Source organism: Streptomyces sp. NBC_01410 (assembly GCF_045040195.1).
Lineage (GTDB): Bacteria > Actinomycetota > Actinomycetes > Streptomycetales > Streptomycetaceae > Streptomyces.
In genome coordinates this window covers 4,674,219-4,695,099 of record NZ_CP109530.1, presented here as the reverse complement: position 1 = coordinate 4,695,099, position 20,881 = coordinate 4,674,219, and the positions used below count along the sequence as shown (strand labels likewise).

Annotated in this window: 21 protein-coding genes; all 21 read right to left on the bottom strand. The window is 70.7% G+C overall.

Features of this window, described 5'->3' with window-relative positions:
• Positions 1-98: 98 nt before the first annotated feature.
• Positions 99-944, bottom strand: a complete 846-nt coding sequence (locus OG741_RS21540) for a DUF3152 domain-containing protein (RefSeq protein WP_405600257.1) — start codon at positions 942-944, stop codon at positions 99-101.
• Positions 945-1,062: 118 nt separating this feature from the next.
• Entirely contained in the window at positions 1,063-1,476 is a 414-nt protein-coding gene (locus OG741_RS21535) for a DUF3151 domain-containing protein (protein WP_405600255.1), read from the bottom strand.
• Positions 1,477-2,011: 535 nt separating this feature from the next.
• Positions 2,012-3,493: an MFS transporter gene (locus tag OG741_RS21530; protein ID WP_405600253.1), complete on the bottom strand. Its 1,482-nt coding sequence runs from the start codon at positions 3,491-3,493 to the stop codon at positions 2,012-2,014.
• A gap of 27 nt (positions 3,494-3,520) precedes the next feature.
• Positions 3,521-4,702, bottom strand: a complete 1,182-nt coding sequence (locus OG741_RS21525; RefSeq protein WP_405600252.1) for a MalY/PatB family protein — start codon at positions 4,700-4,702, stop codon at positions 3,521-3,523.
• A gap of 55 nt (positions 4,703-4,757) precedes the next feature.
• Complete coding sequence (gene fbaA, locus OG741_RS21520; protein ID WP_324982054.1) at positions 4,758-5,780, bottom strand: class II fructose-bisphosphate aldolase; 1,023 nt, start codon at positions 5,778-5,780, stop codon at positions 4,758-4,760.
• Between the two features lie 225 nt (positions 5,781-6,005).
• A complete protein-coding gene (gene pyrE, locus OG741_RS21515; RefSeq protein ID WP_405600250.1) occupies positions 6,006-6,545 on the bottom strand; it encodes an orotate phosphoribosyltransferase in 540 nt (179 codons plus the stop codon).
• A 230-nt stretch (positions 6,546-6,775) separates the two neighbouring features.
• Positions 6,776-7,570 (bottom strand): aldose 1-epimerase, encoded by a 795-nt coding sequence (locus tag OG741_RS21510; protein WP_405600248.1) that lies wholly within the window; start codon positions 7,568-7,570, stop codon positions 6,776-6,778.
• A 22-nt stretch (positions 7,571-7,592) separates the two neighbouring features.
• Positions 7,593-8,492 carry an SRPBCC family protein gene (locus OG741_RS21505; protein WP_405600246.1) on the bottom strand — a complete coding sequence of 300 codons (900 nt, stop codon included), beginning with the start codon at positions 8,490-8,492 and terminating at the stop codon, positions 7,593-7,595.
• Between the two features lie 71 nt (positions 8,493-8,563).
• Entirely contained in the window at positions 8,564-10,159 is a 1,596-nt protein-coding gene (locus tag OG741_RS21500) for a polyamine aminopropyltransferase (RefSeq protein ID WP_405600245.1), read from the bottom strand.
• 53 nt (positions 10,160-10,212) lie between these two features.
• Positions 10,213-10,731, bottom strand: coding sequence for a DUF2617 family protein (locus OG741_RS21495; RefSeq protein ID WP_266480028.1), 519 nt, complete (start codon positions 10,729-10,731; stop codon positions 10,213-10,215).
• A gap of 770 nt (positions 10,732-11,501) precedes the next feature.
• A complete protein-coding gene (locus tag OG741_RS21490) occupies positions 11,502-12,767 on the bottom strand; it encodes a tyrosine-type recombinase/integrase (RefSeq protein ID WP_405600243.1) in 1,266 nt (421 codons plus the stop codon).
• A 79-nt stretch (positions 12,768-12,846) separates the two neighbouring features.
• Positions 12,847-13,089, bottom strand: coding sequence for a helix-turn-helix domain-containing protein (locus OG741_RS21485; RefSeq protein ID WP_405600240.1), 243 nt, complete (start codon positions 13,087-13,089; stop codon positions 12,847-12,849).
• Positions 13,090-13,526: 437 nt separating this feature from the next.
• Positions 13,527-15,008 (bottom strand): ATP-binding protein, encoded by a 1,482-nt coding sequence (locus OG741_RS21480; RefSeq protein WP_405600238.1) that lies wholly within the window; start codon positions 15,006-15,008, stop codon positions 13,527-13,529.
• Entirely contained in the window at positions 15,001-15,864 is an 864-nt protein-coding gene (locus tag OG741_RS21475) for a bifunctional DNA primase/polymerase (RefSeq protein WP_405600235.1), read from the bottom strand. Before OG741_RS21475 ends, OG741_RS21480 begins: the two co-directional genes overlap by 8 nt.
• Before the next feature lie 92 nt (positions 15,865-15,956).
• The gene (locus OG741_RS21470) at positions 15,957-17,798 is read right to left on the bottom strand and encodes an ATP-binding protein (RefSeq protein WP_405600234.1); all 1,842 of its coding nucleotides are present in this window, start codon (positions 17,796-17,798) and stop codon (positions 15,957-15,959) included.
• Between the two features lie 348 nt (positions 17,799-18,146).
• Entirely contained in the window at positions 18,147-18,455 is a 309-nt protein-coding gene (locus OG741_RS21465) for a hypothetical protein (RefSeq protein ID WP_405600232.1), read from the bottom strand.
• Positions 18,455-18,817, bottom strand: a complete 363-nt coding sequence (locus tag OG741_RS21460; RefSeq protein WP_405600229.1) for an RRQRL motif-containing zinc-binding protein — start codon at positions 18,815-18,817, stop codon at positions 18,455-18,457. The genes OG741_RS21465 and OG741_RS21460 overlap by 1 nt, the downstream gene beginning before the upstream one ends.
• Complete coding sequence (locus tag OG741_RS21455) at positions 18,817-19,749, bottom strand: DUF2637 domain-containing protein (RefSeq protein WP_405600227.1); 933 nt, start codon at positions 19,747-19,749, stop codon at positions 18,817-18,819. Before OG741_RS21455 ends, OG741_RS21460 begins: the two co-directional genes overlap by 1 nt.
• Positions 19,746-19,910, bottom strand: a complete 165-nt coding sequence (locus tag OG741_RS21450) for a hypothetical protein (RefSeq protein ID WP_405600225.1) — start codon at positions 19,908-19,910, stop codon at positions 19,746-19,748. The genes OG741_RS21455 and OG741_RS21450 overlap by 4 nt, the downstream gene beginning before the upstream one ends.
• Positions 19,907-20,350 carry a Pycsar system effector family protein gene (locus OG741_RS21445; RefSeq protein ID WP_405600223.1) on the bottom strand — a complete coding sequence of 148 codons (444 nt, stop codon included), beginning with the start codon at positions 20,348-20,350 and terminating at the stop codon, positions 19,907-19,909. The genes OG741_RS21450 and OG741_RS21445 overlap by 4 nt, the downstream gene beginning before the upstream one ends.
• Entirely contained in the window at positions 20,347-20,613 is a 267-nt protein-coding gene (locus tag OG741_RS21440) for a DUF6284 family protein (protein WP_405600221.1), read from the bottom strand. Before OG741_RS21440 ends, OG741_RS21445 begins: the two co-directional genes overlap by 4 nt.
• Positions 20,614-20,881 lie beyond the last annotated feature (268 nt).

Sequence of the window (20,881 nt, the reverse complement as noted above, 5' to 3'; positions counted from 1 at the left end):
CTGTCTCCTCGACGTGTCCGGGTAGCGGTCCGCCCCTTCCTGTTGGCACGGGAGCCCCGGTCCCCACCGGCATCATAAGCCGACGTTCGTTTCACGGGTCAGAGCTCCGGGCCTGTGATGTACGTCCCGTCCTCGTCGTACGGCCAGGCATTGGAACGGCAGCCGTCCAGCCCCTTGATCTGCTGCATCATCACTGGCGCGAGCCTTCCGGGGCCCCCGCAGCCCAGGTGCCGGCTGATCCCGATCTCGTGCCCGACCTCATGGTTGATGATCAGATGCCGGTACTCGTCGGGCGTGCCCTTGAACGTCGGCGAGCCCAGCGTCCAGCGGCGCAGATTCACCACGACACCGTCGGCGGTCTCGCAGTTCAGCTCGCCGTGGGTGTCGAGGCCCTGCTTGAGGCAGAGGCTGTCGGCGGTGGCCGGGGTGGCGATCCTGATCACGAAATCGGCGTCGGCCTCGGACTCGACGAGCTGGAAGGAGCCCCGGCCGTGCCCGCCCCAGCCGCGCGGATGGGCGAGTATCTGCTCGATCTCGGCGGCGGCGTCCTTCGCGGGGATGTCGACGCCGTCCTCGACCTGGACGCGGTAGCGCCGCAGCGTGCCCGAGCCGGACGGGCGGCCTGTGCCGCGGGCGGTGGTGAAGGTACCCGCACCCGAGGCCGGGACCTTCGTGGGCGGCTCGGCGACCGGCGGGCGGTTTCGCGAGGGCGCCGAGGACGTGGGGCGCGGCTCGGGGTCGGCGGCCTCGGGGCTCTGTGACGGCGGAAGGAGCGGCCGGACGGTGTCCTGGGCGGCCCCGGTCACGCCTTGTCCCCTTCCCTGCCAGTGCGCCAGGGCCGCGCCGCCGCCGAGCGCGAGGACGACGAGGACGGCGGCGAGCGGGAGGATGCGTAAGGCCCGGCGGCGGGAATCCCTGCGACGGGCGTCGGCACGCTTGCCCAAGACAGACCCCTCCCCAGCGGTACCGGTGCGCGGGGCGGACAGTCCGAAGGCCCGCTCCCCCGATCAAGACAGGGGATGCGGGCCTTCGGTTCCATGATCAACGCAGCGTGTCCGCGCCTCAGCTCAGCGTGTCCGCCGCGGTCTGGGAGGAGTCCCGCAGGAACGTCGAGCAGCGCTCGTACTCCTCCTGCTCCCCGATCGCCTGCGCGGCGCGGGCCAGCGCGTGCAGGGCCCGCAGGAAGCCCCGGTTCGGCTCGTGCTCCCACGGCACGGGGCCGTGGCCCTTCCAGCCACTGCGCCGGAGCGCGTCGAGGCCGCGGTGGTAGCCGGTGCGGGCGTAGGCGTACGACTCCACGATGCGCCCGTTCTCGAAGGCGTCGTCGGCGAGCCGGGCCCAGGCCAGCGAGGAGGTCGGGTACTTGGCGGCGACCTCGGCGGGCGCCGTCCCGGCCGCGAGCAGCTCACGCGGCTCGGGCTCGTCGGGCAGGTGGGTCGGGGGCGGTCCCCCGAGGAGGTTTTCATGGATGGACATGGCCCAAGTGTCACAGGTCCCGCCGAGATCCGCGGCGGCGGCGCGGGGCTTGGGTTCCGGGGCACCCGGTGCCGTGTGTGCGGTGCAGGGTCGTCCCCGCGTTTCCAGCATCCGTGGTGAACGTGGGCCAGGGGCGTTGGTTGTTGCTGCCCGGTGGGTGGTCTCGCGGGCGAACCCCCGCGCACCACAGCCCGTCCGGTGGGGAGGCAGGGTCGTCCCCGCGTTTCCAGCGTCCGTGGTGAGCGTGGGCCAGGGGGCGTTGGTGGTTGCTCCCCGGTGGGTGGCTTCGCCGGGAAACCCCCGCGCACCGCAACCGTCCGGTGGGGAGGGGCGGTGCAGGGTCGTCCCCGCAGGCGATTGGCGGCCAACACCGGGTGCCCCTACGAACCCCTCATCGCCGCCGACGCCGAGGAGTCGAGCCCGGAGGCGCCCCGGAACCCGCACCACACGGCGGGCTCGCACCGCGGACGCCAAGGCCCGCGCCCCGCGGTCGGCCCGCACCCCGGACCGCCCAGGCAGGGGGCGGAGCCCCGCGTCAGGGTCCCGCCGACCCCGTCACCCGTTCCTCCGCCTGTTCCAGCGGTGGCGCCGAGACCCCGCAGTTCACCCGGCACTGCGGCCGCGCCCGCGCCAGGACGTCCGCCGGTTCCGGCCTCCGTACCGTCGTCCACGCGATCAGCGAGCCCAGCACCAGCACCCCCGCACACATCGGCATCGCCCGCCGGAACGTCTCCCCGAACTGCTCCGCCGAGCGGTACGCCTCCGGCCCCATCCCCGCCAGCAGCGGCAGCGCCGCCACCGCGAGCAGTCCGGCAGCGCGGGCCGCCGCGTTGTTGATGCCGCTCGCGAGCCCCGCCCGCGCGGTCTCCACGGACGCCAGGACGGTCGCGGTCAGCGGCGCGACCAGCGTCACCATGCCCATGCCCATGACCAGCATGGCAGGCAGCACATCGCGTACGTACGAGGCGTCCTCGCCCACGCGCAGCATCAGCAGCATCGCGGCCGCGCACAGCAACGGGCCCACGGTGAGCGGGATGCGCGGGCCGATCCGCTCCCCCAACTCGCCCGATCTCGCGGAGAAGAGCAGCATCAGCACCGTCGTGGGCAGCAACGCGGTCCCCGCGCCGAGCGCCGAATAGCCCGCCACCACCTGGAGTTGCAGGGCGGTCAGGAAGAAGAAGCCCGAGAAGGCCGCGTACACGCACACCGTCACCAGATTGGCCGCGGTGAACTGCCGCGAGGCGAAGATCGACGGCGGCAGCATCGGATCGGGCCGCGAGCGCTCGACGAGTACGAACGCGATGGCGACCACCACGCCCGCGGCGCCCGCCCACACCTGCGGCGCGATGAGCCCGTACGTGATCAGCCCCAGCGCCACCGCGCCGAGCACCGCGCCCAGAACGTCGAACCGGCCGTGCGCCTGCGGGTCGCGCGACTCCGGCACATGCCGCAGCGCGACGGGTACGCACAGCGCGGCCAGCGGCACATTGATCAGGAACACCCAGCGCCATCCGGGCCCGTCGACGAGCCAGCCGCCGAGGAACGGGCCGACCGCCGCGCCGACGCCGCCGAATCCCGACCACAGCCCCACCGCACGCGCCCGGTCGTCCGGGTGGAAGCTTGCCTGGATCAGCGACAGCGACCCCGGGGTGAGCAACGCCGCGCCGACGCCCTGGAGGGCACGCGCGGCCACCAGGAGAATGTCATTGGGTGCCAGGCCGCACAGCAGCGAGCCGATGGCGAACCAGACCACGCCGAAGATGAAGATCTTCCGCCGCCCGTAGCGGTCGCCGAGCGCCCCGCCGAGCAGGATCAGACCTGCCAGGGTGAGCGTGTAGGCATTGACGGTCCACTGGAGGACCGCCATGTCGGCGTTGAGGTCCTCGCCGATGCGAGGCAGTGCGACATTGACGACCGTGGAGTCCAGCAGCGCCATGCTGGACCCGAGCACGGTCGTCAGAATCACCCAGCGGCCAGTGGCGGAGGAAAGCCTGATCTCGCCCGGGGCTTTGTCCATACCCGGATCATCCCAGCCGCCACCGGCTCAGACGAGTCGGCGGAGGGCACGGATCAGGGCGTCCACACCCTGCTCCGCCTTGGCGCGCGGGCAGCCGACGTTGAAGCGTACGAAGCCCTCGACCCCGTACGTCGTGCCGGGCATGATCGCGACCTTCTCGCGCTGGATCAGCTCACGCTGCAGCACCGCGTCGTCGATGCCCAGCGCCCGCAGATCGATCCAGGCGAGATAGCCCGCCTGCGGCGGCTGCCAGCCGAGCTCGGGGAAGGCGGAGCCCAGCCGTTCGGCGACCATCCGCAGATTCCCCGCCACATACGCGCCGAGCTCGTCCAGCCACGGCCCGCCCTCGCGATACGCGGCGATGTGCGCGGTCAGCGACAGCACGGCCGGCGAGGCGAGCCCTTCGCCGGTCTGCATCCGGCGCAGAAACGCCGCATGGTCGTCCGGATCGCCGATGATCCCGTACGAGCCGCTCAGCGCCGGGAAGTTGAAGGCCTTGGTGGCCGAGGTGATCAGCGCCCAGCGGCCCGCTCCGAACCGCGTCCACGGCAGATGGCGCTGCCCGTCCGCCACGAAGCCGGGGTGGACGAAGTCGGCGTGTATCTCGTCGCTGACGACGGCGACGTCGTACGCGGCCGCCAGCCGGGCCGTCTCGGCCAGCTCGGCCCCCGTCCACACCCGTCCTGTGGGGTTGTGGGGCGAGCAGAGAACGAGCACCTTGCTGTCGGCACGGGCGAGCTGCCGCTCCAGTGCGGCCATGTCACCGACCGGCACCCCGCGCAGCTCCCGCCCGAGGCCCGATATCGCCTTCAGGAAGCCGTCGTACGTCGGCGTGTGGACGACGACCCCGTCGCCCGGCTCGGACCACATCCGCAGCAGCTGGGAGAGCTGGTTGAGCACGGACGGCCCGTACACGACCCGTCCGGTGTCGATCTCGGTGTCGTAGCGGCTGCTGAACCAGTGCGCCACGGCGGACAGAAAGTCCTCGTGCCGCCAGTCGGTGTAGCCGAAGACGCCGTGGGCGACCCGGCGCTGGAGCGCTTCGAGGACCTCGGGCGGGGAGGTGAAGTCCATGTCGGAGATGGTGAAGGGCAGCAGCCCGTCGACGCCGAAGCGGTCGGCGACCCCGTCCCACTGGATGCACCAGGTGCCGCGCCGGTCGACGGGGGTGTCGAAGTCATAGCTCACGATGAGTCCCTCCCGGGGCATGCCGCGGGCCCGGCACCCCGCGAGGGGGTGCCGGGCCCGGCGGTGCGGACGTCGTTTACTTGAGCTTGGTGCCCGTGGAGCGCAGCGCCGCGCAGGCCTCGGCCACACGCTTGGCCATACCGGCCTCGGCGGCCTTGCCCCAGGTGCGCGGGTCGTAGGTCTTCTTGGAGCCGACCTCGCCGTCGACCTTCAGCACACCGTCGTAGTTCTTGAACATGTGGTCCGCGACGGGGCGGGTGAAGGCGTACTGGGTGTCGGTGTCGAGGTTCATCTTCACGACGCCGTTCTCCAGCGCGGTGGCGATCTCCTCGGCCGTGGAGCCGGAGCCGCCGTGGAAGACGAAGTCGAAGGGGTCGGCCTTGCCGTACTTGGCGGCGACACCGGCCTGCAGGTCCTTCAGCAGTTCGGGGCGGAGCACGACATTGCCCGGCTTGTAGACGCCGTGGACGTTGCCGAACGAGGCGGCCAGCAGGTAGCGGCCCTTCTCGCCCAGGCCGAGCGCCTCGGCGGTGCGCAGCGCGTCCTCGACCGTGGTGTACAGCTCGTCGTTGATCTCGTGGGTGACGCCGTCCTCCTCGCCGCCGGTCGGGGTGATCTCGACCTCGAGGATGATCTTGGCGGCGGCGGCCTGCGCCAGCAGCTCCTGGCCGATGGCCAGGTTGTCGGCGAGGGTCTCGGCCGAGCCGTCCCACATGTGCGACTGGAACAGCGGGTTCTGGCCCTGGGCCACGCGCTCGGCCGAGACGGCGATGAGCGGACGGACATAGCCGTCGAGCTTGTCCTTGGGGCAGTGGTCCGTGTGCAGGGCGACGGTGATGTCGTACTTGGCGGCGACGATGTGCGCGAACTCGGCCAGCGCGACCGCTCCGGTGACCATGTCCTTGTTGTGCTGGCCGCCCAGGAACTCGGCGCCACCGGTCGAAATCTGGATGATGCCGTCGCTCTCGGCCTCCGCGAAGCCGCGCAGCGCAGCGTGCAAGGTCTGGGACGAGGTCACATTGATGGCCGGGTAGGCGAACTTGCCTGCCTTCGCCCGGTCGAGCATCTCGTTGTAGACCTCGGGAGTCGCGATGGGCATATGTCCGCTCCTTGTGATGTGCGGGTGTGTGGTGCTGGCCCTGACCTGGGGGCGACGTCATCGTCGCGGCCTATCTTTCCAGACTCTTGGCGCGGCTCCACCCTGCGTGCGTCGTGGGCATGCGTGAGGGGCCGGCTGTTTCACGTGAAACAGCCGGCCCCTCGTCATCACCGCAGGTCAGAGGACCTCTCGCGACCCAGGTCACGAGTTGCTCGCGGACAGGTCTCAGGCGAGACCGAGCTCGTCGAGCGAGTAGGCGTTGACATAGGGCAGCCCCGCCTCGGCGATGGCCGGCGCCGCGCCCCGCTCGACGATCACGGCGACAGCGACGACCTCGCCGCCCGCCTCGCGTACCGCCTCGACGGCGGTGAGCGGCGAACCGCCGGTGGTCGAGACGTCCTCGACGACCAGGCAGCGGCGGCCCTTGACGTCGGTGCCCTCGATCCGGCGCTGCATGCCGTGCGCCTTGCCCGCCTTGCGTACGACATAGGCGTCGAGCCGCTGCCCGCGGGCCGCCGACGCATGCAGCATCGAGGTGGCCACGGGGTCGGCGCCCAGGGTGAGCCCGCCCACGCAGTCGTAGTCCAGGTCGGCGGTGGCATCGAGCATCACCTGTCCGACCAGCGGCGCGGCCTCGCCGTCCAGCGTGATCCGGCGCAGATCGATGTACCAGTCGGCCTCAATGCCCGAGGAGAGGGTCACTTTGCCGTGCACCACGGCCTTGTCCTTGATCTGCTGGAGCAGCTCACCACGTACGTCAGTCATGCCCGCCAGCTTAGGTCCTGCCCAGCCCATCTTGCCGGGCTCGCGTGCCCTGGCACGCACTCCCCCGTAGCCCTTCGGGCACGGGAGGTGCCCCCATGCCGCGTTGCGTCAGTCGCCTACGCTCCGCGTCGGCTCTCCCCCTGCCTTCGGCGGGGGGACCCCCATCCTCCGGCCTGCGATCGCACGCACCAGACCCGCTCACTGATCCGGCCTGATCGGCCGGGCAGGACCTAGAGCCGCCGCCAGCTCCAGGTCGTCGCGATCTCCAGGGGCTCGATCGGAGTGACGAGCTGGGGGTGGGTGTTGAGGCCGTTGGGCGGGCCCGACTGCGGCTCCACGCAGACCGCCTCGGCCTGCTCGTCGTAGATCACGACCCATTCGGCGCGACTGGCCACGGTCAGCTCCAGCTGCTCGGGCCAGGTGAGGGTGACCGAGACCCCGTCGGGCATCCCGAAGCAGTCGTCCCAGGGCCCGGGCCGGGGCTCGATGCGCTGCCCGGTCGGCAGATGGTCCTCCCCGCGCTGCTCCTGCCACGCCGCGCTGAATTCGACGCGCGCGTCCTCGCCGCTTCCGAGGTTGCGCCGGAACCAGGGGTGCCAGCCGGCCTGGGCCGGGAAGGAGGTGTCGTACGTCTCGATGCCCATGGCGAGCGTCAGCGAGTCCTCGGCCAGCTCGAAGGTCTGGGTGACCCGTCCGGTGTACGGCCAGGGCTCGGCGAGGTCGTAGGTGAAGGACGCCTCGCTCTTGGCCGTACGGGCGGTGCGCCAGGCGGTGTCGCGGCCGGTGCCGTGGATGGCGTGCGGCGGGGAGTTGAGCGGCAGTTGATGCGCGACATCGCCGTTGTGGAACAGGCCGTTCCTGACACGGCCGCACCAGGGCACCATCGGAAAGCACCCGTACCGGTCGCCCTGGCGCAGCACCTCGGTGCCGCCGATGCTCAGGCTTGCGACACGGCAGCCGTTCTGCGGACTGACGGTCAACTCGACGTCTCCGGCGGCCAGCCGGACGCTCTCTTCGCTACTCACACCACGACAGTACTGGCGGTGACTACTTGCGGCGGCGCAGCGCCCGGCCGACGACCACGGCGGAGGCGAGCGCGAGCGCAGCGGCGGGCGCGATCCAGCGCAGGGTGGCCGCGGCGGTACTGGCTTCGGGGGCGGGCGTGGGGGCGTAACGCCCGCGCGGCGGGGCGTGGTCGACCTCTTCGGCGCTGCGCCCGATCATGGTGCGGCGGGCGTGCGCGGCCTCGGCGGGAGGCTCGTCGGGGATGACGGGAAGCTCAGGCAGCTCGACGAACTCCTCCGGCTCTTCGGGTCCGTCAACAGCCTGCGCCTCGCCCTCGTCGAAATCGGCCGCGTCGAACTCCTCGTCGGCGGCGGGGTCGAGGGTGGGCGACGGCACGGGCGCGTCGAAGGCGGTCGGCGCCGTGGCGCCGCCGTCCTGCTCCTCCACCGCGGTCTCACCCACCGCCGCATCGTCGGCAGACGAGTCGTCGCCCGGCGCGTCCTCCACCGCCGGGTCCTCCGCGGTCGTCGCGAGCCGGTCCGCGAAGCGGTCGAGGAGCCGGTGCGCGGCGGACGCCGTCGTCGCGTCCTCCAGCTCCGCCAGCCGGCCCTCGGCGCTCGACGTCCCCGTAAAAGTGAGCGTCGTGCCGCCCTCGGCAGGCTCCGGCCGGATCGTCAGGCTCACCTTGGCCGAGCCCGTGCCGCGCGCCTCCACGCCGTCGCCCTCGACCGCGAAGACCTCGCCCCGTTCCACGATGCGCAGGGTGCCGCGGTAGGTGATCGTGTGCCCGCCGATCCGTACCTTCAGCCGGCCGGCGAGCGGGCCCGCGGACTCGTCCGCGTCCTGTTGGAGCCCCGGCACACAACGGGCGACCCGGACGGGGTCCCTCAGCGCCTTTCGGACGGTCTCTGCCGGAACCGGAACGAACACCTCATGCTCCATGGATCGAGCCTACTCAGACGCGCCCGCCACGTCTGCTTTTCGGTCCGTGTACGGCTCACTCGATGCGCCGCTCAGTCGGTGTACCGCGGGTGCACCAGCGTGGAGGGCGGCAGATCGGGCAGCCTCGTACGCTCCGCACACCAGGCCCCTGCCGCCAGCTCGGACGCGTCCAGCGCCCGCAGCGGCGGCGCCGATGAGGCAAGCCCGAGCTGCGGCGCCCACCCGACGGCCGCCAGCAGGAAGCCCCAGCCGCGCGGCACGGCCGCCGCCCGCCCCGAGCGACCGGCCCCGTGCGCGAAACCGGCGAGCGGCCCGGTGGCGCAGTACGGACGGCTCCGGAACCCGGCGGCCCGCAGCGTCGCGTCGACCGTCCAGAAGGTGCGCGGGCCCGTGCCCGGCCGCCCCGCGTGCACGACGAGCCGCCCGCCGCCCGTGAGGACCCGCGCGGCAAGTCCGTAGAACTCCTGGGAGTAGAGCTTCGTGCTCCGTGTGATGCCCGGGTCGGGCAGGTCCGAGATCACCACGTCGTACGTCCCGCGCGGCACGCGCAGCCAGGTGAAGGCGTCCGCGATGACGACGCGCACCCGTGCGTCGCGCAGGGCGTGCCCGTTCAGCGCGGCCAGCGCCGGGTCGCTGCGTGCCAGCCGGACGACGCCCGGGTCCAGTTCGACGACGGTCACCGACTCGACGTCCCGGTAGCGCAGCACCTCGCGCGCGGCCAGCCCGTCGCCCCCGCCCAGGATCAGCACCCGGGCGTGCGGCCCCAGCATCGCCGGGTGCACCAGCGCCTCGTGGTAGCGGTACTCGTCCCGCCCGCTGACCCGCAGCCGTCCGTCGAGGAAGAGATCCGGCGGCCCCGAACGGCTGCCGGTGAGGACGACCTCCTGGACGCCGGTGCGGACGGCGACGCGCACCTCGTCGCCGTAGACCGCCCGGCGTGCGGCCCGCTCGAAGTCGTCGGCCATGACGGTCGCGGTCGCCAGCACGGCGAGCACCATCACATTGGCGACGAGCAGCCAGCCGCGCCAACGCGCCGTCAGATCCCGCCGGAAAAGCCACAGTACGAGCGAGCCGCCCGCCACCGCGTTGACGGCTCCCGTCAACAGCGCGCCCGTGAGCTGCCCCAGCCAGGGCAGCAGCAGAAACGGGAAGGCGAGCCCGCCGACCAGGGCACCCACATAGTCCGCGGCGAACAGGTCCGCGACCGTGCCCTCGGCGTCGCGCCGGGAGATGCGCTGGATCAGGGACATCAGCAGGGGGATCTCCGCGCCGATCAGCACGCCGATGGCGAGCGAGAAGCCCACCAGCACGAAGCGGGACTCGCCGATCCAGGCGAACGCGGCGTACAGCACCATCGCCGAGCAGCCGCCGACCAGGGCGAGCACGGTCTCCAGCACACCGAATCCGACCGCGGCCCGGCAGCGCAACCGCTTGGCGAGAAGCGAGCCGACACCCATGGCGAAGACCATCACCGACAGGACGACGGACGCCTGCGTGACGGAGTCGCCGATCAAATACGAAGCGAGCGCGACCAGTTCGAGCTCGTAGACAAGTCCGCAGGCGGCGCAGACGAAGACGGCGGTGAGCACCAGATACCGGCCGGCGTCGGGGCGCACGGGCAGCCGCACCGCGCACGGGGGCGGTGAGGTCGGCGGCCGGTCGATCATGTTCGTAACGCTACGTCAGGGGTACGGTGCGGCTTGTCACCCACAAGGGTTCACTACAGCGTTGCAGGCATACGGGCACCGACCCGCGTTCGGGTGACAACGAGTTGGCCCTCCTGCGGATAGGCGTGCCATGTGCGCCACCGCACCTGGCCGTCGAGCCGCTGCGCCAGCATCGCCGTGAACGCGTGCGGTGATCCGGGAAAGGTGCCGGCCAGTCCATGAGGGTGATCGGCGACCAGTGCGAGGAGCTCTTGCGCGCGCCCGGCGAAGGAGCCGCTCGACAGCGTCTCGACGCGGGCCGCGAACTCGTACTCCCAGTCCCCGATCCGCTTGGCGACGCCGAGAGGGAGCGGGGTGCTGCTGCCCGGCATACAGGCGACGGTCTCGGAGCAGCTGCCCTGTTCCTCCTCCAGCAGCACCTGGTGCGAGGCGCCGAGCAGCCTCAACTGGAGCTTCGCTCCGGACAGTTCGAGGTCGAGCACGGCGAGGGCGGGCAGCGGCTCCCGGCCCAGCGCCCAGGCGAGGTCGTCGGCGCGGGTGTCTGTGTAGGCGGTATGGAGGGTCGTGAGCATGGGTCGGCTCCGCAAACACGCTTCGGCGGGTGGACACGTGGACCGGCAGCGCCCCTGAGGGGAGTTGAAGAAGATCCGGGAGGAGCGCCTGCTCGGGTCCACATCAGGTCCGAGGGCTGGATGGTTCCAACAAGGTTCCGACAGCGAGGGAATCATGAAGTAAGCGACGCTCACAGCATTTTTACCCAACTTGCAGGGGTTTCCATCCCCCCGGGGGCCTGACGGTTCAACTGTTCAACTGCGAACGGCCACAAAGGTCACCTCGCCGACCATCAACAAGAAGGCACCCGGCGGGAGTTGCTCCGCCGGGTGCCTTCAGTGGTCGCGGACCAGCTGCCCCGTGTCAGCTGCCTCCGCCACCGCATCCCCCGCCGCCCCCGCCCCCGCAGGACGAGCTCCCGCCACAGGAAGAGCCGCCCCCGCACGAGCTGCCGCCCGAATCACCGCCACCGGCCCACCAGCTGCCGCCCCCCGCGGCGCTGCTCCGGCGCCCCCTGCCGCTCCTTGTCCGCTTGGAACCGGCGGCCATCGCGATGATCACGACGAACACGAACCCGATGATCAGAATCCCGATGAACGTTGGCACTGCACTCACCGTCCTTCCATCCCCCGAAGCGAGCTCCCCGCGTCGTCGCGTGACCGCTTCTTGCGTGTGAGGGGGATGCCCCCGGCCCCCGGAACCCAAAGCAGACTTGAGCAACTTCAGAGCCTTCTCGCGGGGCAACGGCCCCTGACCTGCACAGAAGGGCAGTTCAGGGGCCGTCTGTCGGTCACTGGGCCGTCTGTGGGCCGTGATCTTCCTTGGAGACGCGCTGAAACACCGTGTCGATGGCGCGGCGGGCCCGCTGACGGCTGTCGGGCATCAGGTGGGCGTACACCCGCAGCGTCAGCCCCGGGTCAGCATGCCCCATGTACTCGCTGACGGCCTTGATGTTCTCGCCCGCGTCCAACAGTGCGGAGGCGTAGAAGTGCCGGAGGGCATGCATGCCGTGTTCGCGCGCCGAATCGTACTTGCCGTTCTCATCCGTTTCCCGCGGGATGAGGCCCGCGACCGCGAGAGCGGGCTTCCACTCCTTGCCGTTGAAGTTGCTGCGCCACACCATGCCCCCTTGTTCAGCCGTGAAGATCAGCCGGGCGGACACCTTCGGTCCCTCCGGCACGTCCCACGGCAACGTGATCTCCACGGGCTTGAAGGCGTCCATATGCGCCCGGAGGGCTTCCGCCACGGAGCCGGGCAGCGGAACGTCCCGCTTCTTTCCGCCCTTGGGGAGAGCGAATACCGGGTGCCCTTCCACGTGTTTGATCTGCCGGACCACGTGGAGCGTGCGCCCGTCGGTGTCGATGGCGTCCTCAGCCAGCCCGAACACCTCGCCCTGGCGCAGGCCGCATCCGGCGCCGACGTCGACCATCGCTCGGTACCTCTCCAGAAGGGCCGCGCGAACGGCGAACACCTGGGCGGGCACCCACGGGACTACGGGATGCGGGTCAGGCTTGGGCCGCCGGACGGTCCGTGCACCGCACGGGTTGCGCGACAACAGCATGTCGTCGACGGCGGCAGATAGGACCGACTGAACGTCGGCGAAGATGTTCCGGGCGTAGGAAGGGCCGACGCCAGGCTTCGCTTCCAGGGCGGCAACGAAATCCCTGATGTGCTCCGGCCGGAAGGTCCCGATTGGACGGGAACCGAGCACCGGGTAGATGTGCAGCCGCAGGCGCCGGCCGAGTTCCTTCCGGGTCATCGGGCTGGGTGTCTTGCTGTCCAACCACTTCTCGGCGTACTGCTGGAACGTGATCCGCACGGACTTGGGGTCGGTGTACTGCCCGCGCGTCATGTCCGTCTCGATGGCGCTCAGCCACTTCTCTGCGAGCCGCTTCTGTCCGTCGGGGAAGCTCTTGGACTTCTCTGTTCCATCGGGGCCGATGTACCGGGCCCGGTAGCGCAGGCCGCTGCCGTGGCGGTCGCTCTTGACGCGGACGGTCTTGCCGTCGGCGTTGGTCTCGGTCTTGAACCAGCGGTCTTGGATGTGGCCTGCCATGTGGCGGCGGTCCTCTCAACACGCAGCAGGGAGAGCCGCCGGGCGGCGGCTCTCCCTGCTGTCTGCGGTGGGTGTTGGGTCAGGCGGCGTCTTGGTCGGTGCTCTTGCGTTCGGCCACGTGGGCGAGCACGTCGGCGGGGTCGTAACGGAGGTGCTTACCGATGCGGAATCCGGGAGGGCCGATCCGCTTCCGACGCCATTGGTAGACGGTCTCCTTGGGCACCTCGAAGATTTCGGCGATGTCGTCGGGGGTGAGGTAGCGGTCCGGCAGCCCAGCGCGGAGCGTGGCGCGCGGGTCCGACTGTTCACGTGCGATGCGCATGCGGGTCCTCCGTGCGGGGGCGAAGGGTCGTACGTCGGGGCGTGTCTGTCCGAGGTTCGGATTTCTGCGTCACCGCGTCATCAGCGTCACTTGAGGCTCTGACCTGCTGTTTTGGGTGACGCTGCAGTTCGGGGCTGCGTCACCGGTGCGTCACCGGCTGCGTCATCGGGTGACGCAGGTGACGCAGGATGACGCAGAGGCGGCCGTCTGCGTCATCGCTGTTGGCGCAGGTCAACGGCCGTTTTTCGGCTCGGGTGACGCAGGTGACGCAGCGTCTTCCTACTTAGGACAAAGAAGGGGCTGCCTGTAGTAGTTCGGTGCGCCTTACAGAGCGAAGAAGGAGCCGCTGCGCGGCGCGACCTTGGGGCGGCGTTCCGCCGAACAGCAAGAGGAGCACGTGCTCCTCTTGCTGTTCGCTTGAGCGTGCGGGTTGCGGGTCAGAACGCCCGGGTCTGTTCGTGCGGCGGCAGGGTCAGGGCGGCTGTGCGGGTCATTTCGAGGTAGCGGCCCGCTTTGGTGCGGCCCGAGTCGATGAGGACACCTCGGGCGGCGAGGGTGGGTTGGAGGCGCTTGAGGCGGTCGGAGAGGACTTTGCCGGTGGTGGGCCACCCCTTGGGCAGGGGACGGCCGTCGTCGCCGCTGTAGAGGTGGCTGAGGCAGGACAGCCACTCGGTGGACGTCATCTGCTGCGCGGCGCCCGGCTCGATGGTTTCGGCGTGCCGGAGGACGGTCTGCGCGAGGAGGTCACCCTCGATCACGTCGTCGTTCAGGTCGTCCAGACTGGCCCGGTACGCGGGCAGGGCCCCGAGACCGGTCGCCGCGTCGAACTGCGCGCACAGGTGGGCGAAGTCCGCCATCCGCAGGTCGGTGGGGGTCTCCGCCTCCGCAGCGCGGACCTTGACGGTGAGGTCCAGAAGCGAGCCGAGGACGACGGGCAGTACTTCCGCGTAGTCCGCCCACAGTTCGGCCTCGGTGCGCCGGATGCGGGGCCGCTCCAGCCGCAGGGGCAGGAGTCGTTCGGCGAGGTCGGGGCGGATGACGCCGACGTCGATGCCGGTGAGGAGCAGGGGGCGGCGGTAGCCGACGCGGAACACGTCCCCGTCGGTGAACAGGGCCCGCTTGATGCTTTCGGCGCCGGTGACGATGCAGCACATCGCATCCGACAGGTCCGGCGTCATGTGAGAGAGGTTGTCCAGCGCGGTCACCCATCCCGCCGCCACGGCCGCGATCAGGTTCTCCTCATCCTTCGGCGCCCGGCGCAGGTCGCCGGTCATGCCTTCGATGATGCGGACAAGCATCCGTCCGCCGGTGGACTTGCCTGCACCCTGCGGGCCGGTGAGGAACGGCGCGGGGACCGGCACGGACGGTCCGAGGCAGCCGATCAGCCAGGCGATGGCGAGGCATTCGGTTTCGGCGTTGGCGAAGTTGCACAGCCGCATCAGCAGGTCGATGCCCTTGCCCTCGGTGTCCTTGACCGGCAGCGGGAGTTCCCCAGTGAGCTGGGTGCGCCGCCAGCACACCTCGCGGGGGTCGGGGGTGAGGATGTCCCATCCGGTGGGGTGGATACGGACGGATTGCCCGTCGTCGCGGCCCAGGTCCAGCCACGTCGCCCCGTCGAACCCAGGGGCAACCCGGATGTTCACGGCGTGCGTGTCCGCGTCCAACGCGAGGGCTTCGATCAGGTCCAACGCCTCTTTCATCGCCGACCCGTTGAACACGCCGCGCCCGTCCTTGAACAAGCCGACCATGAGTTCCTGCCGGTGGCTTCCCGTCGTGCCCTGAGAGCGCATCGGCCGGGCCACGGGGTGCCCGTTCTTCTGCGCGTACACGGTTCCGTCGGGGGTGCGGAAGTAGCGGAAGTGCGCCTGTGCGTAGTCCGTAATGACTTCGCGGCCGGGAGTCTTTTCATCCTCAGACATGGCTCAGTCCCAACGTGGTCAGGGCGTTGGTCCACGCATCCGTGCAGTGCCGGGCGGTCTCACCCTTGGCCTGCGCGGCAGTGAACAGCCGGGCGGTGTGCGTCTCGGTGAGGCAGCCGCACCGGCCGTGCGTGGACAGCACCGCGAGGAACGTCCGGTAGACGGTCGCGTGCACCGCACTGCGGGCCTCGGTGATGCGCTGCTCCGCCATGGCGATGCCACGGTCCAGATACGTGGGCGTGCGGTGCGGACACTCCCCGCCACCGGCCAGCGCGGGCACCGCGACGGACACCGGACGGACCGTGGCCGTCTCCTTCACGGTCAGGGCCCGCACGACATCCGGCACGGCCGTCATGGTGCCGGTACCGGGCCCGAGCCACCGGGCGTAGGCCATGGTCGACTTGATGTCGACGCCGGTGCGTACGCCGTTGGCGCCCTGCATGACGCCCCGATAGAGCCAGTGCTCACCCCGGGTCGTCGGCACGATCCGGGTAGCGGGCAGACTCGCACGGGCCCACGCCATGGCTTGCGCGTTGTCCAGGTCCACGACGGTGAGACCGGCGCCGCCAGGGTGGTATGCCACGCCCGCCGCTTCCCGCCACGCCCACGCCCACGACGGCGAGTCGATGACGCCGGGGTCGGTAGTGGCGGCGGCCCAGCCGTGGCACGGGTACGGGCAGGTGCAAGGGCCGGGGGTCTTCATATTCGGCCGGCCACCACAGGCGTTCTTGGCGCAGGTGCGGCAGTTCCCGAACGGCACCTTCCCCGCTCGTAACGGCAGCGGAGGCACCCCGGAGGCTGCCAGCGAAAGAGCCGTAGCCAGGAGGTCTCGCCGAATGTCGGTCGGTTGGGTCATGCTGGAGGTCTCCAGTTCCTAGACGTGCTGGATTGGCGGCGGCCCCGGCTCTTGGTCGGATTGGGGCCGCCGTTGTCATTCCGCTGGAGTGGTCAGGCCGCTTGCTGGCCGGGCAGGAGCCTGCCGTCGGCGGTCCGGTGCAGGGCTCCGCTGGTGGTGAGGGTTTTGATTTCGCGGGAGACGGTGCCCTTGTTGAGGCCGGTCGCGTCGGCCACGTCCTTGGCCGTCCGGGCACCGGACTGCACAGCGGCCAGCACCTTGTCCCGGTTGGACGCCGCCCCCGACGGTGCGGCCGTCTCCTTGACCAGGTGCAGCGGTCGCGGCGACTGCTCGCCGGTTGTCTGGGCGGGGGTCCAGATCGACGTGGGCAGTGCGCGTACGCCCGCGTCGTCGAGGGTCCAGGTGCGGAGCATGCGCGGGCCGTAGCCCTTGAGGTAGCCGTGCCCTCGGTACTCGCGGCCGTCGGGGATCTGGTGCGGGGCGTAGTGCGCGCAGTCGTCCAGGGCGACCTGGGCTTGTGTCGTGCCGGCCACCCGCAGCGAGAACCGGGAGAGGAGGTTCGGTGCGATCAGCTTGTGCACGCCCGGCGCACTGCCATCGGTGAGCGGGTACTGGGTTGCCCACCACAGGACGACACCGCGCGAGCGACCGAGCGAGGACAGTTCGATCAGCCGTTGCAGCCGGTCCTTGTCCTTGGTGATCAGGGCCAGGATCACCTGTCCCTCGTCCACGACGACGGTGAGCTGACGGCCGTCCCACACACTGATGCCGCGCTTCTTCATGTCGACCTTGCGGCGGGTCATCTCCGCATGCGCCTCGTCCACGGCATCCGTGATGTCGTCACGTTCCACAGCGACGCGGCAGACCGGCTCCCAGATGTTGGCCTCTTCGCCCTTGCCATCGATGAGCAGCAGGTCACCGCGCAGGTGCGCGGTCCCCATCAGCGGACGGAACGACCAGGACTTGCCGGTGCCGGACGCGCCGGACACCAACAGCCGCTCGTCGAACGGGATCAGGACCTCATCACCGGTCTCCGTGTCCAGACCGAGGCTCATGGCGAGCGGGTCGGACGGGATGCGGTCCGGGGTCCACAGCGAGGAGACGCCCGCGGCTGCGGAGCGGGTGGCCAGGGTCAGGACGGCCCACCCGCCGCGCGAGGCGGACGTGATCCGTATGCGCAGCGCGGTGCGGGCGCCCAGCAGCGCACGGACCGAGTCGGCCTTGTCCGCGAGCGTCTTGACCGTCCACGTCCCGTCCAGACGGATCTCACACCGGATGCCACCCGGCTCCATGGCGGGAGGTGTGGTGACCGTGCCGGACAGGCCACGATCAGGCGCGTGCTCCACCCAGTGCGACGGGTCAAGACGCTCCATGAGCTGACGCTCTTCCAGCGACAGCGACTCATCCACCGGCACGCGCAGTGTGCGCCGCCCGAGCGCGAGAGCTGCCACGTTCGCCCCGATCAGCAGAGCGGAGGTGGCGGCAGGCCAGACGGTCAGGTGCGCGGTGGACATGAACGCAGACGCGACGACGCTGGGCACGGCGTGCACCGAGTGCGCCTGAATCGCGCGAGCCTTGAGCGTGCTCGGGTAGTTCACCCGCGCGGCCTTGAGCTTGGCGCGGGTGTCGCGCTCGTGCCGCGCGGCTGCCTTGCTCGCCACCCGCGCCGCACGGCGACCGGCCGCGAACGGATTGTTCGACGCGGCGCGCGCGGTGAGTTGCTGCGACTTGGCTGTGGCCTGTGTGGACCGCGCGGCGTTGTGCTCCTTCTGCGCGGCCATCAGAGCCTTCAAGTGTTCCGGCGTGCGCAGCTTGTCCCGACGGTCCGCCTCAAGATCCCAGCGGACAGCGAACGGAACACAGACGGGGGCGAGCGAATCCAACGCGCTGTTGGTGGTGTTGGTGGTGGTCGACCATGCTTGTTTCCAGTCCACGAAAGGGTCCTCCAAGACCGTGGATGAGGGCCGGTGCGCCGTTGCGTGGCGTCACCGGCCCGCCCGAGTTGCAGGGGTCGGCGCTGTCGGTTGCGTCAACAGCACCGGTTGAACCCCTGCAACCGCATATGACCTGCGACGTTGCAGAGTTGAGCGTTGGGGAGGGGTGGGGGCCTTACGCGCACGCTCGCGTAGAGGCGGCGGAAAACCGGCCGTGCAACCCCCTCACGAGGCCCTGAACGGCCGTACGCGGAGCGGGGGTTCTCGCCCCACACGGAAGGGGGTCGGGGCGCCCTGCGGGCCGCCTACGGCTCCCGCCCTCTTACCGGCGAACGAGGACCGTTCCGTTCAGTCCTTGGGGTGGGTGAGGCGGAGGGTGATGCCGCCGATGCCGAGGGTCCCGGCGGCGCCACCGACCGCAGCGGCGGTGTGGGCGGCGAAGTCGAGCAGCGCGAGGAACGCGGCCACCAGACCGAACACCCCCACAACTCCCGCGCCCGCGATGACGATCGGGAACAGGTAGTGGCGCAGCGGGCGCCCCTGTTGATCGGTGGTGTGCACGACGATGACGACCGGCTGCCCGGTGGCTTCGGCACGGCGGTAGACGTCGGCGGGTATGTGCGGGGCGATGATCCCCGGCGGATCACGGTGAGCCATCAGGACTCCTTCCACAGGTCAGGTGGGGTGTCGGTGCAGGGAACGCAGGCACCGAGCGAGGTGGGGATGACGTATCCGGCATCACGCCGGCAGGTGGGGCAGATCCGCCGGGCACGGTTGGCCCGGGCGAGCGCCGCCCGGCGGGCCGGGGTCATCGGCCGGACAGGCTTCGCGCAGTCGATGCGGTAGAGGTAGGCGACCAGTGGGCCCCGCCGTCGGCGGGGACGCTGGAGTTCGGCGGCCACGTCCTGACCCCCCGGACGCAGCCCCATCGAACGGAGCTGCCGCCGAGTGGCCAGACCGTCAGGGGCGAGCCGCCACCGGTAGACCGGCAGTGAGCCACTGGCGAGCGGGGTGGGCATCAGCGGCCCGTACCGGCGAGGTCGACCGGGGTGCCGTTGACGGGGCCGCGCAGTTCGGCGTACCGGGTCGAGACCCAGCCCACCGACCAGCCGCACAACTCCGCAGCGGTCCGCACCGACATGCCCTCACCGTGGGCGGCGGCCACGATGGCGCGCGCCTCGTCCTCGGGCAGCTTGTCCGTGGCAGGACCGGCGGACAGCAGCGCCGCGCGTTCACGCGCGGCCCGCTCCTCCCGCTCGGTCCGCTCCCGCTCAGCGCGTTCAGCGGCCTCGCGTTCACGGCGTTCACGCTCGCGCCGGGACTGTTCACGCTCGCGCTCCGAGCGTTCATGCTCAGCCCGCTCGGCAGCCTCCCGGACCTGTTCGCGCTCGCGTTCCTCGCGCCGTGCAGCGGCCTCCCGCTCGGCCTGTTCACGAACCATCAGAGCTTCGTGCTCACGCTGTTCACGCACCAGCGCCGCCGCATGCTCGCGCTCCTCGCGGGCCCGCCGCGCCGACTCGTCACGCCGCTCGATCGCGGCGCGTTCACGGGCTTCCCGCTCGGCGTGCTGCTTGGCCTCCAGCTCCACCACGGCAGCCGTGATGGCGCGCCGGTAGGCGAGTCCGGTCTCTGCCGTGACGATCAGCAGCAGCGGCGCGACCGCATGCACGGCCACGCCCACCAGGTCATTCTTGAGCGCGGAGTCCGCGACGTTCAGGGCGAGGGTCATGCAGCCGGTCATCCACCGCAGCGCGATGGGCCACCGGCCGCCGTTACCCCCCAGCCGGGCGAGCACCGCGTCCAGCCGGACCACGATGACCACGGCCGCGTCCACGACCAGGGGAAGGATGGGTGCGGTCCAGTCCCACCGGTCCGGGGTGTGCGCGGCAGCGAGCGGCCACGTGCCGACCGACAGCGCACGCTCGGCTGAACGGATATGAACGGCGTTCATTCCGGCACCCCCTCGTTGTCGAGGTCGCCCGGCTCCCCTATGAACCGCTCCCCCATCCACTCCTCGGTGTCACCGTTGTCCGGCCCCACCGTGAGCGGTGCCGAGTGGGACGTGAACAGATCCCCCACCCTGTTCAGCAGCCTCGCGAGGCAGACACTCATGCCGCACCCCCGAGGGCGAGCAACGCGGCCAGGACGAGCAGCGCGCCACCTGCGCAGGTGAGGTCGACCGCGCGGCGCAGGCCGGTGAACTTGACCAGCGCGATACGGGACAGAGTGGCGATGTCCGCGCTCAGATCCTCCGACAGGGTCGCGGTGATCTGGTTGGCGGTGAGGGTGGCCCACAGCGGGAAGCCGTGCCGGCCCCGCAGGTTCGGGCGAACCGACCGCAGCAGCAGACCCGCCGCCACGACCAGCACCCCCATACCGAGGCCGCCCGCAACGTAGGCGGGAACGGTCAGGGGCACGTCCTTGGCAACCGTCCACGATCCGGCGAGCACCGCGCCGACAAACGCCAGCAGCAGACCCGTCTTCGTGTCGGTCCGCGCGATCTCCGCCTTCACCTCTGCATGCGCGGCGGCGAGAGTCTGAGGGGTGCTCACGCGCCCACCCCCGGGATGCGCATCGTGGTCAGGTTGGCCACCGCGAGGCGGGCGGCCAGCACCTTGCGGCGGGCCCGGCGGATACGCCGGGTGTCCACCTCGTTCGGCGTCCGGTCCAGCGCGATGATCTGCGCGTCCAGCAACTCGACTTCCGCCCGGATCACGGGCATTTCCTGCTCGATCGCGTCCAGCTCCGCAGCCGACGGCTCACGGTCAAAAACGTCGGCGGTAACAACCGCCTGAACAGCACCGATGTGCTTCATGGGTCGTGGTTCCTCTCACAGGGGGATCGGCCCGAACAGCGGCCCCGGTGTTCCAGCACCGGGGCCGCGCGCCGTTGATGAATTGATCTGCCTGCCGAGCAGACACGGCCCCCGGCGCCCGGCAACCGGGCGTCAAGGACCGTGAGCACTCGGGCTCACTACGACCCATCGACCGCCCGTGGTCAGGCGACTGGATCGGCACTCTGTTCAGTTCTCAATCAATGCGTGCTCACTTCGTACTCACCCCTCCGGGCTTTCCTCCGGGCAC